A 16507-nucleotide genomic window follows, 5' to 3' on the forward strand; every position below is an offset into this window, starting at 1 on the left:
AAACTTTATTTTTCTACTCTGTTTCTTACTTTAGTATGATAGAACACGTTTGGCTTGGTTCCGATCTCTTCAAGTAAATAATATCTTCTGTTGCCAGCGTATAACTTTCTGACTTCAGATGCTTTGTCATTCATGTCTCCGAACTGGATGGATCCTGTAGTACAAGCTTTTGAACAAGCTGTCTGGAATTCTCCGTCTTTCACGATTCTATTCTCCTTTTTAGCTTCAAGAATAGTGGTCTGAGTCATCTGGATACATAAAGAACATTTCTCCATTACCCCTCTTGTTCTTACAACTACGTCTGGGTTCAGTACCATTCTTCCAAGATCGTTGTTCATGTTGAAATCGAACTTGTCATTCAGGTTGTAGGTAAACCAGTTAAAACGTCTTACTTTGTACGGACAGTTGTTTGCACAATATCTTGTACCGATACATCTGTTGTAAGCCATATGGTTTTGTCCCTGAGAACCATGTGATGTAGCCGCTACCGGACATACTGTTTCACAAGGTGCATGGTTACAGTGCTGACACATTACAGGTTGGAAGATCACGTCAGGATTATCAGCAGGGTGGTTCAGTGCACCTCCGTCGCCAAATGCAGTACCATATAATTCAGGAACTGCCATTCCTTCTTTTAACCCTTCATATACTTCCACTTTCTGTCTTGAAGAATAGTAACGGTCGATTCTTAACCAGTACATATCTCTTGACATTCTGATCTCTTCTTTTCCTACTACAGGAACGTTGTTTTCTGCCTGACATGCAATGATACAAGATCCGCAGCCTGTACATGAGTTAAGGTCGATAGACATGTTGAAGTGAGGTCCGTCCGTATCATCGAAAGCATCCCAAAGGTCAATCTTTCTTGCAGGAAGCGCTCCGCTGATGGTGTGATATTCCAAAGGCTTATTCCATCCTTTATGCTCATCATCAAATGCTACGTTTAAGAAATCTGCCAAAGGAACTTCTTTAGCAATTTCGTAACGTCCCATTAATGTATTTTGAAGCTGAATCCCCGCAAATTCATGATCTTCTCCTGTTTTCTCTAATTTGACATTAGATACCACTAAGTTAGATCCATCAAATAAAGGGTATGCATTTACTCCAGTATCAGCTGTCGCCCCTGAATTTTTCTTACCATATCCAAGCGCAAGACCTACAGATCCTTCTGCTTGTCCCGGCTGAATGAATACAGGAACATCTTTTATAGTAACGCCGTTTACCGTAAGGTTTACAATAGAACCGTCCAGCTGCATTCTTGCATTAAGATCGTTTTCTATTCCTAATCTTTCCGCATCTTTCGGAGAAATTGTCAGGTAGTTATCCCAAGACATTCTTGTAATAGGATCCGGTAATTCCTGAAGCCAAGGGTTGTTGGCCTGAGTACCGTCTCCCATTGCTGTTTTGGTGTATAATACCAATTCTAAATCAGAAGTTTTGAAACTTCCTAATTCAGCAACTGCCTGAGCGGCATTTCCTCCTGCGTAAGATAATGCTGTAGCATTTACAGAAGTATTAAATCCGTTATATAAAGCTTTGTTGAATGAAGTTCCTCCTAGTACGGAAGAAGCATTTGCTTTTAAATAATCGTAGTAGTTGTTGGCAGCGTTGTTCTTTCCATTTTTCCAAACCAATAAAGATTCTTCAATCTGTCTTGATTTGTAGATTTTCTGGATGGTTGGCTGCATTAATGAATATACTCCTGTCTGAGGCTCTATATCACCCCATGATTCCAGCCAGTTGGCTACAGGAATTACAGCTTTCGCTGCTTTATACATTTCATTTTTCTTATCAGCAACAGCAATTACATAAGGAACTTTTGCTAAAGATTTTTTGAAATCTTCTCCTTTGTGATAAGAATAAATAGGATCTACATTATTGGCGATCAATACACCAACCTGACCTGCATTTACCCATCCAAGGAATTCCTGGAATCTTGCTTTGTCAAATTCTTTTAATAAGTTTGCTTTACCTGTGAAAGCCACGGAAGCAAGCTTTTGGTTGATAAGGTGTGCTAAAACCTGAGCTCCTTTTGAACCGTCTGCGAAAACTACCGCTTTATTTCCTTTAGCCTGTAGTTCTTTAGCGATTTCAGAAGCTGTTTTATCTGAAGTTCCGCCACCAACGATCGCATTGTATACTTCAACTAAAGTTTTGTTTACCAAGCTTGGCTTTAATCTAACTCTTGAATCTGCATTGGCGCCGGTTAATGACATGTTTGATTCCACCTGAATGTGTCTCAACATGTTTTGCCCCGGTTTTCTTGCAGCGGCATAAGAAGATTCTAATCCTCCGCCGTTGTAATCTCCTAAGAAATCTGCCTGGAAAGAAACTACCAATTCAGTTCCTCTAAGGTCATAAACAGGTAATGCTCTTGTTCCGAAAACTTCCTGGGCTGCATCTAATGCTGCTGCGTATGGATAAGCATCGTATGTTACTAATTCTGCTGTAGGATATTTTGCTTTAAACTCAGCGAATAATTTTTTGAAAGTAGGTGAGGCGAAAGAATGTGATAATAACACGATTCTTTTTCCTGCTGCGTTAGCTTCTTCCAGCCCCTTGATAACGAAGCTGTCTACTTTATCGAAAGTTTCGTCTTTACCTTCAAATTTAGGCTGTTTTACTTTATCGTTATCATAAAGAGAAAGTACGCTTGCCTGTGCTCTTGCACTTGTTTTTCCCAAGTCTCCTGCTACGGGGTTTGGTTCGATTTTAATAGGTCTTCCTTCTCTTGTCTTTACTAAAACACTCGCAAAGTCAAAACCATCGAAATATGTTGAAGCGTAATAGTTTGGAATCCCCGGAATGATGTCATGCGGTTTTACCACATAAGGAATCGTTTTGATTACCGGAGCTTCACATGCAGCTAATGTAACTGCTGCAGTAGAGAATCCTAATAGTTTTAAGAAATCTCTTCTTGAAGTACTGGATCCGTTCTTTTCAGCATCTCCAAGGAAATCTTCTACCGGAATTTCTTCCTGGAACTCTTTCTGAGCCAGCTTATTGTTTAGAGCCGGATCTTTAAGTTCGTGAATACTTCTAAATTGTATTTTGTTTGAAGCCATTTATACTTCTAATTTTTAGTTATTAATAATGACATTTACCACACTCAAGACCTCCAATTGCATCTACAGTAATCTTACCACCATCTTTAGGGTATTGTTTTTTCAACTTGTCATGTAGATTCTTGAAGTATTCTTTATTATAACCGTTGTTCATATCAACTTCAGTAGTTCTGTGGCACTCGATACACCATCCCATTGTGAAGTCATTAGCCATCTGAACAACATTCATTGTATCAATTTTACCGTGACAAGCTTTACATACAACATCGATTTTGTTGTTTGGATTCTTTTTGTTGAAAGAATTGATGATTGCCTGCTCACCTGCTACAACGTGCTGAGAGTGGTTAAAGTAAACGAAATCCGGCATGTTGTGGATTCTTGTCCATTCAACCGGCTGGGTTTTTCCTGTGTACTGTTGTTTTTCAGAATCCCAACCTGTAGCAGCGTAGATTTTCTTGATTTCTCCATCATAGAAAGCTTTATCTTTTCCTGGCTCCATGTAGTGCTCTGCATTGTATTCTGAAATTGTTCTGTGACAGTTCATACAAACGTTCATAGAAGGAATTTCAGATACTTTACCATACTTGGCACTGGAGTGACATAGCTGACAGTCGATCTTCTGCTCTCCTGCGTGGATTTTATGTGAGAAATAGATAGGCTGTTCAGGCTTATACCCTTTGTAAACCCCGATCCACATGATCCAGTTCCATACGCCGTACGCTGCCAGTAAGGCAAGAATAGCGATAAGTCCTTTACCGATATAGTGGTATTTCTCGTATATTTCACGGAAAGATTTTACTCTTGTTTCGTTAAGTCCGGCTAATTCTTCAGACTGCCCTAATTTCACCAATTGTCTTAGTTTCAAGAGGATCCAAACCAATAGACCTGCAATCGCTAAAAGTGAAATAATTACTACGTTGGTAGTAGTAGAGCTGTTCGCCGGAGCGGCTTGAGCTGTATCTGCAGCAGGTGCTGCATCTGCTTTTTTCTCTTCCGGAGCCGGAGGATTAGTTGTGTAAGCTAAGATGTCGTCAATATCCTTATCGGTAAGATTAGGAAAGACCTGCATCTCAGTCTTGTTGTACTTTTCAAAAATTTCATTGGCGTACTTGTCTCCAGAAGCTCTAAGCTCCTTGTTGTTCTTGATCCACTTGTGAAGCCAGTCTTTGTCTACACCACCCTCTGTCTTCACCCGTTCTACAACCCCCTTCAAAGGCGGTCCTACAACTTGTTTGTCTAGTGCGTGACATGCAGTACAATTTGCTTTGAAAAGTTTCTCACCATTCTTAGGATCGCCGTCTTGCCCGTAAATTGAAGCACTGGTTGATAACAATAAGCCTATTGCGATCAACGTTTGTCTATAATGCTTTCTCCAACTAATCATTTAAATTATCTTATGTTAGTAAAATATTGAACATTCAATCAATTCGGCAAAAATAATATATTTAACAGGAATTTAACGGTATATAGAAAGGGGAAAATATCATTTACGTTTAATTTGTATTGATTCTAAATAACTCTATTTGGTATAATTTTTTAATTTGTCTAAATTTGCGGAAACAAGTTTAAATGGAAAATTTGATTAAAATATTTTCGATACTGTTGTTCGGTGGATTTTATACTCTTGATGCCCAACAAATTGTGAAAAAAGATACCTTGGCCGGGACAGAATTGATGATGACTATGGATTCTAAGGTAAATGCTGCGTTGGAAGGCATTGAAGATAAATGCTCAAGAACTTCTAATACGGTCGTTTCTAACGATGCTGATGATGACTCCGGTTCCTCAAGGCCAACAAAAATTTATGTACCCAACCGGGAGCTTACCAATGCAGAGATATGCAGAAGGAATCCAAGAATTTTAGGATACAAAATTCAGATCACAACTGTAAAAAGTAATGAAGAGGCTAATGAAGTGAAAGCTTACTTCAGAAAAAGATTCCCAAACTTAAAGGTTGAAACCGATGCGTCTTTAAGACCAAATTATAAAATTCTTGCAGGAAGCTATTTCACAAAACAAAGTGCTGGATCAGATCTCTCCAAAATAAGAGAATATTTCAAATCGGCGATAGCTGTTCAATACAGAATTTTCTGTGCGGAAGCAAAATAAATTAAGTTTTAATATATACGTTAAAAGCTGAGAAAATAAGTCTCAGCTTTTTTATTTTTAGTATAGTTAAATATCTGAAAATGAATGTTTTTCCTGTTAATAATATGTGTTTAGAAACCAGAAAAATTCTGTCATTCTCAAGTAATTATTTGTTGCAAGGTATACAAGTAAAACGCTTATAACAACCGTTAAAAAAGATAACATTTTCGGAGCATCTCTATAACAATAAAAAAGCCATCCCAGCAATAAAGGATATATAAAAACAAAATGCCCGCCGTAAATATACGAGGTATGCAGTCCGAATCTCATGATGCAGTGAATGATTATATCAAATAAAAATGAAATCATGAGTACCTGTACCAGCTTGTTTTTAAAATTTTTGTAATAACTCCAAATAATAAGAATCAACAAGGCAATAATAAAAAGGTAAGGAATCCATGATGAATAAACAGTCATTACCAAACCTTTATAATGATATCCCATCATATTGTGCTTGTCCCGGATTATGAAATCTGAAAATAAAATATTTCCACCAAAAAAATAAGAAAGAATCATATCCCAGGTCGGCGTAGAATTGACATTGGAGAATTTTTCATATTGCTCGTTGGTCTTACTGAAGATATTCTCGTACTTAAAATCAATTCGGTTCAGGTACAATAAAACAAAACAAATAATGGTAAATGCCCCTCTGAAAGCAGCATTTCCAAGTTTTTTCCAGCTTTTGAAAAGTCCTTTTTCAAACGCAACAGGAATAAAAACTTTAGCAATATTAGTGACTGTTAAACCTCCAATTGTAATTCCTGAAAAAGCCAGCGCCAAAGCTGGAATTTTTTCCTCCTTTTTAAGTTTTATAGCAGCATAATGATTGAATAAAGTCAGTAAAAAAAGTGTATAGGTAAAGTTTTCGGGAGTGAAAGAAAGCAGGATTGTTGTTGAAAAAGCTCCGAAAAATAAAACCAGCAAAAGACTAAGGATTAAAGGAAGTCTTATGATGTTTTTCAGGTATTTGAAAACCTGAAGCACACTCAGACTTACGGCAATATTACTGAACCAGGCAAGTATAAACCGGAAATCTCCATTCATTTTGCCATCTGAGAAAAGCAGTGCCAGCTCGCGGATCCAATTGAAAAAGTAATAGGACAGGGGATGTCTTTCGAAACTTCCGCCAGTCATTACGATGGATTTGTTATCAAAGCTGAAATAAGCATCCCATGGAATTCTGGAGTCGAAAATAATCTTATAGTGTATTGCAATAAAAGATCCTAAATACCCGTAAACGACCAGGAAAAATAGGAAAACCACCAGTTCAGTTCCTGAAGAACGGAATAGCAATTTAAAAAAATGGATGAATTTTGTTTTGAATTTTGTCACTGGCTAAACTTTCTGCAAAAGTAAATAAAAAACTCACCATATTGGTGAGTTTATAGTGTGTTGAAATGAGTTAATTATTCTTTTATTACCTTTTTAGCAACAGATGTTCCATCAATGAAATCGATAGCAACAAAATATGTTCCTTTTGGCAAATTGCTGATATCTACCTTTTCAGTATTAAATTTAATAATTTGTTTTCCTAATACATCATAAATAGTGGATGATTTTATTTTTTTATCCCCTTGAATTGTAAATTCGCCTTTTGTTGGATTAGGATAAATATTAGCTTTTGGTCTTGCAGTAACCTCATCTGTTGCCAAAACAGATCCTAAAACTTGCACATCGTCAATGGAAACAGCATCTGCATCAGCTCCGGTATATCGAAATCTTATTTGAACATTTGACTGTCCTATGTAAGTTGCTAAACTTTTCTGAACAAGAACTGTATTATATAAATCCGTGTCCGCGTTACTATCACCGTCATCAATAAATCCAGGCTCAGTATCTTCGGTCCAGATATTTGTCCACGTCGTTCCATTGGTTGATACTTGTGCCGTTAAATTTCCGGCATTTTGATTAATCATATAAGACCATCCAACTTTTACATTGAATTTTAAAACCGGGTTGGAAGCAGTGGCCAAACTAAATGTTGGACTTGCTAAAATTGCTGTATTTGTAGAAGAAATCCAATCGACACAGGCAGATTTTGTTCCGGTTATTTTAAAAGTAGTTTCCAATGTTGAGCCACTTGTGAAATTTACGTTTGTGAAATCCCACGCTCTTGTTGCATTAGTGTTTGATCTTGTCCATCCTGTCGGTGGGAAAGTGCTTCCTTCAAATGTTTCAGACAATATGGTCTGTGCATTTCCAATAATCCCTAATATTAGAGATGCTATAAGTAAAGTTTTTTTCATAAAATTTTTTTGTTAAGTTATTAAAAAATAATATATTAACGATATATAATTTTATTTTTATAAAAAAAATTACGAACTGCAAGAAAGCATCGAACATCCGGAAACATCATCATAACCAGATGGTCTTTTTGCTGAAAATTCGGGGTAAATGGTATGGTAAGGATTTTCAAGGGCGTGGAGTAATTTGTGCAGCATATCTGTTTTTCCTTCGTTGATTTCTTCAATGCACTGGTACAAAAGGTAATTTCTTAAAATGAATTTTGGGTTTGTCTTATGCATAATCTCAAGAGATTCTTCTCTTGAAATACCGTTTTTTTCCAATCTTGACTTATATTCTCTTATAAAATCTGATAATCTGGAAATTTTTTCCTCACTTAAAAATGTATAAGAAACGTTTTCAAACTGTTGCCTTAGATCTTTCTGTTCATCATACTTTTCAAGTTCATTAAAGAATAAAGTATAATCCATTTGAAGATCCTGCATCAGACTTTGCCAGTTGGTGAAGAATTTTTCATCATTATCCAATAACTGATCAAAACCGAATTTTTTACAAAGCATTTTATCATGAGACTCCCAGAAATAACTTCCATAATCATTTAATACATCTTCCAAAAATTTCTCATCTTTTATTAAAGGATGCAATGCATTGGCTAGCTGCCATAGATTCCACTGTGAAACCTGCGCCTGTTTTCCGAAAGCATATCTTCGTCCGGGAAGATCGGTGGTATTGGGTGTGAAATTAAGATTGTACTCATCCATCATGGAATAAGGACCGTAATCAATAGTGAGACCTAAAACCGACATGTTATCGGTGTTCATCACACCATGAACAAATCCTACACGGTACCATTCTACCATCAGATCAGCGGTTCTGCGGCATATATTTTCAAAAAAATCTTTGTATTTCTGCTGTCCTTCCGCCTGGATTTCTTTAAAATAATTTTCAATAGTAAAGTCGGCCAACTCCTTCAAGGTAGTATATTCCTGTTGGGCAGACATTAATTCGAAATGTCCGAAACGTAAAAAGCTTTCTGCTGTTCTGATAACCACTGCACCTTTTTCATTTTGAGGATTTCCGTTATACATGATGTCTCTTACAACATCTTCTCCTGTAAATGCTAAGCTTAATGCTCGGGTTGTAGAAATATTGAGATTGTGCATCGCTTCACTCATCAGATATTCACGTAAAGAAGACCTCAATACGGCTCTTCCGTCTGCATGTCTGGAATAAGGAGTTGCTCCTGCGCCTTTCCATTGGATCTCATTTTTTTGTCCTGCTTCGTTGGTGATCTCTCCGGCAAGTATCGCCCTGCCATCGCCCAGCTGTCCGGCCCAGTTTCCAAACTGATGTCCTGCGTAAGTAGTAGAGTAGGTTTTCATGTCTTCAGGAAGGTTATTCCCAACTAAAAAGCTAAGATCCTTTTCTTCGAATTGACCCAAGCCGATTTCTTCGGAAAGTTTTTCATTAAAAGCAATAAGTTTCGGATGATCGAAACCTGCTGGTTTTACAGTTGAAAATAAAACTTTCGGGGTATTTCTCTGCATGGTGTTGCCGGAAAAATCTCCCGGAAACTTTTTTATAAAGGGTTGATGGATGTTTTCAGTATTCATAACTCAAAGGTATTAATTAAAAAATAAAAGACCTTCCAAATCATTGAAAGGTCCTGTATATAACTAAAAGAGAATTTATTTATTATTGAAGTCTATATCTTCACTGCTGTTAAGATTCTCGTTTACATTTTCTTCTTTTTTGCCCGGTGTTTTTGGTCCTGAAGGTTCTATCGGTTTTGGGTTTTTGATTTCGTCCAGGGTTTGTAGTCCGCCGTCGTCTCCATAACCGGATCCTAACCCTTTAAGGTTGGAACAGCCGTCTTTCCATTCGGAAGGTTTCACAAACTTATCGTCCGGAGAAACTCCGAGGCTTTTATCTGCCCATACTTTCTTCATGAAAATAGCCCATATCGGAAGCGCCATTTTAGCTCCCTGCCCTTCACCGGTTCCGTAGAAGTGGGTAGCTCTGTCTTCCCAGCCAACCCAGGCACCTGTTGCCAGTTTCGGAACGATACCCATAAACCATCCATCTGAATTATTCTGGGTTGTACCGGTTTTACCTGCAATTTCTATATCTTTTGAAATTCCTTTTCTTCCCAATTCTCCGGAAGCGGTACCGTACTGCGCCACACCTTTCATTAATTCAATCATGGTATAAGCGTACAGCGGGTTCATTACTTCTTTAGGTTCCACATTTACTTCCTTAATTACTCTTCCGTTGGCATCTTCAATTCTCCAGATCATCTCCGGTTTGTTGTAGTTACCATAGTTGGCAAAAGTACTGTAAGCTCCCACCATCTCGTAGATTGTAATATCAGATGAACCTAATGCCATCGGAAGACTTGTGGAAATTTCCTCTGTTACCCCAAGATCTCTTGCGGTCTGAATAACACTTTGTGTAGTCGTCATTTCAGCAAGTCTTAATGCTACAGGGTTCTGAGAGTGTGCTAAAGCGTCTTTCAAAGTGAGCATTCCGCCTCTTCCCGGTACGTGGTAAGTTCCTTTGTTAAAACTTGCATTAGAAACCACGGAACAAGGAGTCATTCCCAGTTTCATAATTGCGGTAGCATATACGAAAGGCTTGAAGGTAGATCCTACCTGCCTTTTTCCTTGTTTGATATGATCATACTGGAAGTGCTGCCAGTCGATTCCTCCTACCCAGGCTTTTATTTCTCCTGTTCCTGGAACCATTGACATTAATCCTGCCTGAGCTACTTTCTTATGCCATCTGATAGAATCCCAAGGTGACATTTCCACCTCTTCTTCTCCGGCCCATGTGAAACGTGATGTTTTAATAGGCTTTTTGAATTCCATCATGATAGAATCTTCGGAAACTCCAGCTGCTTTCAGCTGCTTGTATCGTCCGGTTCTTTTCATAGCCTGAACCATCAGGTCATTGATCTGCTTGCTGTTAAGGTAATAGAAGGGCCAGTCTTTTCTGCCTCTTTGTTCAGCATCAAATCTTTTCTGAAGATCTGTTAAATGCTCTCTGATTGCTTCTTCGGCATATTTCTGCATCTTAGAATCCAGAGTAACGTAGATTTTTAAGCCGTCTTTAAAAAGATTCAGCTTTTTCCCGTTTTCTTTTTCATAATCCTTAAGATAAGCGTCAATTTCCTTTTTTAAATAAAACTTATAATAAGCAGAATAATCATCATTGATGTTTTTGATCGGATGATAATCTAAAGTAATAGGAGTTGCAATTGCTTTATCATAAGTAGCCTGATCAATGTATCCTGTTTTTAACATTTGCTCCAAAACGACATCCCTTCTTGCTTTTGCTTTTTCAGGATTTCTCATCGGATTATTTTTTACAGGATTTTCCAGCATTGCCACAAACATAGCTGCTTCCGGTAAAGTAAGCTCTGATGTTTTTTTATTAAAATAGATCTTGGATGCCATTTCAATACCGTTGGCGTTATAAAGAAAATCGAATTTATTAAAATATAAAGTAACGATTTCTTCTTTAGTATATCGCTTTTCAAGACTTACGGCAACAACCCATTCTTTTAATTTCTGGAATGCTCTTTCAATTTTGTTTTGAGAAGCGCCATTTGTAAAGAGCAGTTTGGCAAGCTGTTGAGTAATTGTGGAACCACCGCCACGGCCTCCGCCGTATGCAACTGCTCTGGCAACTGATTGTAAATCGATCCCTGAGTGTTCTTTAAAACGTTCGTCTTCTTTCGCCTGTAAGGCATAAACCAGATAAGGAGGAAGATCTTTATAAATGATAGGCTGGGTTTTTTCTTTTTCAAATTTACCCAGCAAAACACCGTCCGAAGAATAGATCTCGGAGGCTACATAAATATCCGGATTTTCAAGTTCCTTTACATCCGGCATTTCCCCTAGAAAGCCTTGGGAAACAGCAAAGAAAAGTCCTGAAATTCCTAATACTACAGCAATAAGTCCGACCCAGATAAATTTCACCCACTTTTTCCAGCCGGTATTTTTCTTCTTAGGAGGAAGAGGGAATGTTTTCCCTTTATTTCCTGTATTTTGTTTGTTCACTTCCATTTATGATTACGGTTTAGCCGTTTCTATTTTTATTCCAATATCTTCAATTCCCGGAAGGATGTCATTTCGCATGGCCTGTGTAAGCCCGATTTCATATTTTCCTTTTGCCGGAAATCTGTAATTCAGTCTGTACTGAAATAAAGTTTCCTTTGTGTCACCGAAGCCCGTTCCCAGCCATTCGCCGTTCGGCTTTGCCAAAACATAATTCAGCGTGTCGGTCTGCTTTTTTTTAGTCTGCAGATCGGTAAACTTTACAATAAACCTGATATTACTGTAAGGATACTCGTTATTGTTTCTTACAACAAATATAATATTTTTAGGATTTTGCGGATCCGAAACTTCAAGATTAAATTTCTGTTCGCTTTTCTTATTCCATTTGTTATTAACGGAATTCATGATGACTTCTTCTGTTGAAGAAGAATTGCAGCTGAAGAAAAGGATAAGCGAGAATAATCCTAAGATTTTACGCATTGTTGTCTTTTTTAGGAGGAAACTTCTTTTTAAATTTTTTCTTATTCGGGTTAGGCTTTTTATCAGCCTGAGAATCTGCAGCAGCTTCTACTTTTTCCAACTGAGGTTTTGGCTGTTGGCTGTTTTTCTGTTGTTTCTGCTGATTATTCGGATTCTGGTTTTGCTGCTTTTCCTGTCTCTGAGGTCTGTCTGATCTTTCAGAACGTTCCTGTCTCTCGGGTTTGATGTTGCTCTTTTTCTGCCCCTGATTCTGGTTATTCTGATTGTTGTTTTGCCTGTTCTGATTTCGGTTTTTATTGTTTGTTCTCCCTTTCTTTTCAAAACGATCAACATTATTTTCCTGGATCAGGTCTATGCTTGCAAACGGCGTTTCAGGCTGTTTCAGGTCTTCCAGCGGAAGGGTCTTTTCGCCACGTTTGTTTTTTGCAATCAGTTTTTTAACCAAATCAATATCGAAGTCGTACCAGGCAATAGAGTTTTCAACGTACGCAAACCACATTTTCTTCTTAAAAACGTCGATCTTTATACAGAATGCTCTTCCTTTTTCAGTATCCAGTGTGGTGGAAGAAGACGGGAAATTACTTAGTGCGTCAAGGTAACTGTCCAGTTCGTAATTCAAACAGCATTTAAGCTTACCGCATTGTCCTGCCAGTTTTTGAGGATTGATACTTAATTGCTGATATCGGGCCACATTGGTGTTTACCGATCTGAAATCCGTAAGCCATGTCGAGCAGCACAATTCTCTTCCGCAAGATCCTATTCCTCCGACTTTTGCAGCTTCCTGTCTGAAACCGATCTGTTTCATATCGATTTTTGTACGGAATGCTCCTGCGTATTCTTTAATTAACTGTCTGAAATCTACGCGATTATCAGCAGTGTAATAAAATGTTACTTTTGAAGCATCACCCTGATATTCCACATCGGTGATTTTCATTTCAAGGCCAAGCCGATGGGCAATTTTCCGAGCTTCTATCTTTACGTTTTCCTCTTTTTTTCGGGCTTCCTGCCAAACCTCGAGGTCTTTCTGGTTGGCCAGCCTGTATATTTTCTGTACAGATTCTTCAGAGAATTTTTTCTTTTTCATCTGAATCTTTACCAGTTCGCCGGTGAGACTTATCACACCTACATCATGTCCGGGACTTGATTCTACTGTTACTACACTACCTATGTGTAAGGGAATATTATTTACATTTTTATAAAACGATTTTCTGTCATTTTTAAATCTAACTTCAACAAAGTCACATCTGTTTGGTGCGGGATTGTTGATGTTGGAAAGCCAGTCAAAAACACTTAATTTATAACTATTACCACAGGTATTTACATTTTCACAGCCATTCGCGGTCTTCTTGGGTCCGCAAGAATGTGCAGAATCGCCGGATGTTTTACATCCACAACTCATATATAATATATTTAATTTGCAAATTTATGATTTTTATCTTTATGAGGTCTAAAATAATCAAATATTCAGAAACATAGGTGTTTAGTTTTAAACAAGACTCCAAAAGCAGTGATTTAGTTAGGGTTAAGTTTCTTATAATCTATTATTTAAGATGAAATGCTAAGAAAGTATTATTTTAAACATAGTTTTATTTGGTTTTATTGTTTAAAATTTTATGATTTATTAACAGACGTAAGTAAAATAATTTTATATTTGGGTTATATAATAATAGTCTATGAAAAAAATATTAGTATCAACTGCATTATTGGCAGGTGTTTTATCTTATGCAGGCGGCTTCAGGGTTTCTCTGCAAGGGGTAAAGCAATTGGCAATGGCACACACCAGTGCCCATGCTGAAGATGCGAGTGTGGCATTCTTTAATCCAGCAGGTATGTCATTTATTCCCTCGAAATTAAGTATTGTAGCCGGTGGATTCGGTGCAAGCAATAAGGTTACATTCCAAAATCTGAATACATTACAGAGCACAGAGACGGATAATCCATTAGGAACGCCTATTTATGCTGCCGTTACCTATAGGCCTATTGAAAAGCTGACTGTTGGTTTCAGCTTTACAACCCCCTTTGGTAGTACTATAGAGTGGCCAAATGACTGGGAAGGAAAAGAAATGGTTCAGAAACTTGAACTGAAAAGCTACTATTTCCAGCCTATGGTTTCTTATAAATTTAATGATTGGCTGGCTTTCGGAGCGAGTTATATCTATGCAAGAGGAACGGTAAACTGGGATAGAGCAATTACTCAATTTGGAGGACAGCTTAATCTTGACAGTAAAGCGAGCGGTCACGGATATAGTTTCGGCTTTTATTTCAGACCGGATCCTAAAGTGGACGTAAGTGTTGCCTACCGTTCTCCTGTTGATATGAAAGCGAAAGACGGTACAGCAACTTTCAAATTCCCGTCTACATCAATTTACCCTTTATTAGGGCTGAATTCTTCCGGAACGGACGGCTTCACGGCAACGCTGCCTTTAGTTGAAGAATATACAGTGGGCTTAACGTACAAAGTAACTCCGAAATGGTTGATTTCAGCAGATTTCAATTATCACGGATGGTCCAGATATAGCCAGCTTACCCTTGATTTTGCAAGCGCTCCTTTGGCTACGGGAAATGCAGATCCAACCGTTGTTGTTGCTCCTAAAAATTTCAGAAATGCCAAAACATTCCGTTTGGGAACTCAATATGCATTTAGCAATATGATCTATGGGCGTCTTGGAGCGTACTATGATGAATCCCCTTATTCTGACGACCATTTCATTCCTGAAACACCATCTTTCAACACTTATGTTGTAACGGGGGGTGTAGGATTTAAGCTGAAACAGTTTGGGGTAGATATTGCAGGAGGGTATGCAATGCCTCAGTCACGAAGTGTAAATAATAAAACCCTTGGATTCTACGGACAGGCTAAAGCAACTGCGTACTATTTTGGTTTAGGTTTATCTTACAATCCTTTTTAATTGAAGACTATGAAAAAAATTATAATTTCTACATTCGCGATTTCCGCACTTTTATTTACAACGAGCTGCGAGGATGATTTTGATACAGATGTAAAAGATGTTGTGGTAACCAGTGGTGAAGCTAACTTTTCTAAATATATAGCATTAGGAAACTCATTAACCTCAGGGTATAGAGATGGTGCTTTGTATTCAGGAGGGCAAAATGAGTCTTACCCTTCCATGATTGCTCAGCAAATGAAACTGGCAGGCGGCGGAGATTTTAAGCAGCCATTGATGCCTAATAATGTCGGAGGTTTCAATAACCTTCCGGGCTTTGCTGGGAAACTTACGCTTCAGGTGGTAAACGGATCTTTAACTCCTGTTCCGAGTGCTGCAGGAGGTGCTCTTGATAATGTAGCTGCGGGAAGACCTTATCAAAATATGGGTGTTCCGGGAGCGAAATCATATCATCTTGTAGCACCAGGATACGGAAACCCGGCAGGATTGGCAACAGCAACTGCGAATCCTTATTTTGTAAGATTTGCATCATCTTCTACAACTTCTGTATTGGCAGATGCAATGTCCCAGACTCCTACATTCTTCTCTCTTTGGATAGGAAGTAATGATGTACTGCTCTACGCAACAAGCGGAGGGACGAACTCTCAGACAGTAGGAGGGGTTACAACATATACTGCGGCAACAGTTCAGCCCGAAACGGCGAGCCCTGTAATCTACAAGTCAAATGATATTTCACATCCGAATGTCGTTGCTGCTTCTATTAAAGGAGTTTTAGACGGTCTTAAAAGTGTAGGAGCTACAAAAGGAGTTATTGCAAACGTACCTTACGTTACTTCAATACCTTATTTTACAACAGTTCCTTATAACCCTTTAACGCCTGCTGCTTTAGGAACGAATCTGACAACGCTTAATACAAGCTTATACGGGCCTTTAAAACAAGCCCTTACTGCTTTCGGAGCCGGTAACAGAATTAATCTGCTTTCTGCTACATCCAATAATCCTGTTCTTATTAAAGACGAGTCGCTTACCAATCTTTCGGCACAGCTTACTGCTGCTTTAACTCCTTCACTAGGATTGCCGACAGCTACTGCTTTCGGACAGATATTTGGGCAGGCAAGACAGGCTACATCAGAAGATTATATTCTGCTTACTTCAAGTTCTGTAATTGCAAGTGTAGCGCCGGGAGCTCCTGCTCCTGTGAATATTTACGGGATTTCTTACCCTCTGCAGAATCAGCATGTTTTAACCAAAACAGAAGCTGGATATGTAAAAACTGCAATTGATGCCTATAATACATCCATCCGGTCTATGGCAGATTCTTACGGTCTTGCTTTTGTAGATGCAAATACTAAGATGGTTGAACTTAATGGCAAATCCGGGATTACCTATGATGGTGTTAAATATTCGGCAAAATTTGTTAGCGGCGGCGCATTCTCTCTCGACGGGGTACACCTTACCGGAAGAGGATATGCTATTGTTGCCAACGAGTTTATTCAATCAATCAATAAGAAATACAGATCTAATCTGCCGCAGGTTGATGCCAATAAATATTCAGGAGTTACTTTCCCGTAATTTCTATAAAAATAAAAACTTAGAAACCACAAGA

Annotated in this window: 11 protein-coding genes; 3 read left to right on the forward strand and 8 right to left on the reverse strand. The window is 38.2% G+C overall.

What is annotated here, in order from left to right; genetic code table 11:
- Positions 1-5: 5 nt before the first annotated feature.
- Together HHL20_RS14020 and HHL20_RS14025 are read right to left on the reverse strand one after the other, a co-directional pair.
- Positions 6-3065, reverse strand: coding sequence for a TAT-variant-translocated molybdopterin oxidoreductase (locus HHL20_RS14020; RefSeq protein ID WP_169231794.1), 3060 nt, complete (start codon positions 3063-3065; stop codon positions 6-8).
- A 22-nt stretch (positions 3066-3087) separates the two neighbouring features.
- On the reverse strand, positions 3088-4449 hold the full coding sequence (locus HHL20_RS14025; RefSeq protein WP_169231795.1) for a c-type cytochrome: 1362 nt from the start codon (positions 4447-4449) through the stop codon (positions 3088-3090).
- 185 nt (positions 4450-4634) lie between these two features.
- Between HHL20_RS14025 and HHL20_RS14030 the strand changes: the two genes are divergently transcribed.
- Positions 4635-5174: an SPOR domain-containing protein gene (locus HHL20_RS14030; RefSeq protein ID WP_169231796.1), complete on the forward strand. Its 540-nt coding sequence runs from the start codon at positions 4635-4637 to the stop codon at positions 5172-5174.
- 96 nt (positions 5175-5270) lie between these two features.
- On the opposite strand, the gene HHL20_RS14035 is transcribed toward HHL20_RS14030, so the two are convergent.
- The 6 genes from HHL20_RS14035 to HHL20_RS14060 form a co-directional block, all read right to left on the reverse strand.
- Positions 5271-6545, reverse strand: a complete 1275-nt coding sequence (locus HHL20_RS14035) for a DUF6080 domain-containing protein (RefSeq protein WP_317166020.1) — start codon at positions 6543-6545, stop codon at positions 5271-5273.
- A gap of 74 nt (positions 6546-6619) precedes the next feature.
- Entirely contained in the window at positions 6620-7459 is an 840-nt protein-coding gene (locus HHL20_RS14040) for a T9SS type A sorting domain-containing protein (RefSeq protein WP_169231797.1), read from the reverse strand.
- Positions 7460-7528: 69 nt separating this feature from the next.
- Positions 7529-9070 (reverse strand): protein adenylyltransferase SelO, encoded by a 1542-nt coding sequence (locus HHL20_RS14045; protein ID WP_169231798.1) that lies wholly within the window; start codon positions 9068-9070, stop codon positions 7529-7531.
- Between the two features lie 75 nt (positions 9071-9145).
- Complete coding sequence (locus tag HHL20_RS14050) at positions 9146-11524, reverse strand: penicillin-binding protein 1A (RefSeq protein WP_169231799.1); 2379 nt, start codon at positions 11522-11524, stop codon at positions 9146-9148.
- A gap of 6 nt (positions 11525-11530) precedes the next feature.
- Positions 11531-11995: a gliding motility lipoprotein GldH gene (locus tag HHL20_RS14055; protein ID WP_169231800.1), complete on the reverse strand. Its 465-nt coding sequence runs from the start codon at positions 11993-11995 to the stop codon at positions 11531-11533.
- Positions 11988-13394 (reverse strand): PSP1 domain-containing protein, encoded by a 1407-nt coding sequence (locus tag HHL20_RS14060; RefSeq protein WP_169231801.1) that lies wholly within the window; start codon positions 13392-13394, stop codon positions 11988-11990. Before HHL20_RS14060 ends, HHL20_RS14055 begins: the two co-directional genes overlap by 8 nt.
- 274 nt (positions 13395-13668) lie before the next feature.
- Here HHL20_RS14060 and HHL20_RS14065 point away from each other — a divergent pair, with 274 nt between their 5' ends.
- Both HHL20_RS14065 and HHL20_RS14070 read left to right on the forward strand, forming a co-directional pair.
- Entirely contained in the window at positions 13669-14904 is a 1236-nt protein-coding gene (locus tag HHL20_RS14065) for an OmpP1/FadL family transporter (protein ID WP_169231802.1), read from the forward strand.
- Positions 14905-14913: 9 nt separating this feature from the next.
- Positions 14914-16473 carry an SGNH/GDSL hydrolase family protein gene (locus tag HHL20_RS14070; protein WP_169231803.1) on the forward strand — a complete coding sequence of 520 codons (1560 nt, stop codon included), beginning with the start codon at positions 14914-14916 and terminating at the stop codon, positions 16471-16473.
- The last annotated feature ends 34 nt before the right edge of the window (positions 16474-16507 follow it).

The sequence above is a fragment of the Chryseobacterium cheonjiense genome (genome assembly GCF_012927265.1).
Lineage (GTDB): Bacteria > Bacteroidota > Bacteroidia > Flavobacteriales > Weeksellaceae > Chryseobacterium > Chryseobacterium cheonjiense.

Excerpts from the sequence above, each read along its gene's own strand:
- HHL20_RS14025 (WP_169231795.1), bottom strand. The coding sequence starts at position 4,449 with ATGATTAGTTGGAGAAAGCATTATAGACAAACGTTGATCGCAATAGGC.
- HHL20_RS14065 (WP_169231802.1), top strand. The coding sequence starts at position 13,669 with ATGAAAAAAATATTAGTATCAACTGCATTATTGGCAGGTGTTTTATCT.
- HHL20_RS14055 (WP_169231800.1), bottom strand. The coding sequence starts at position 11,995 with ATGCGTAAAATCTTAGGATTATTCTCGCTTATCCTTTTCTTCAGCTGC.
- HHL20_RS14020 (WP_169231794.1), bottom strand. The coding sequence starts at position 3,065 with ATGGCTTCAAACAAAATACAATTTAGAAGTATTCACGAACTTAAAGAT.
- HHL20_RS14060 (WP_169231801.1), bottom strand. The coding sequence starts at position 13,394 with ATGAGTTGTGGATGTAAAACATCCGGCGATTCTGCACATTCTTGCGGA.
- HHL20_RS14030 (WP_169231796.1), top strand. The coding sequence starts at position 4,635 with ATGGAAAATTTGATTAAAATATTTTCGATACTGTTGTTCGGTGGATTT.
- HHL20_RS14045 (WP_169231798.1), bottom strand. The coding sequence starts at position 9,070 with ATGAATACTGAAAACATCCATCAACCCTTTATAAAAAAGTTTCCGGGA.
- HHL20_RS14040 (WP_169231797.1), bottom strand. The coding sequence starts at position 7,459 with ATGAAAAAAACTTTACTTATAGCATCTCTAATATTAGGGATTATTGGA.
- HHL20_RS14050 (WP_169231799.1), bottom strand. The coding sequence starts at position 11,524 with ATGGAAGTGAACAAACAAAATACAGGAAATAAAGGGAAAACATTCCCT.
- HHL20_RS14070 (WP_169231803.1), top strand. The coding sequence starts at position 14,914 with ATGAAAAAAATTATAATTTCTACATTCGCGATTTCCGCACTTTTATTT.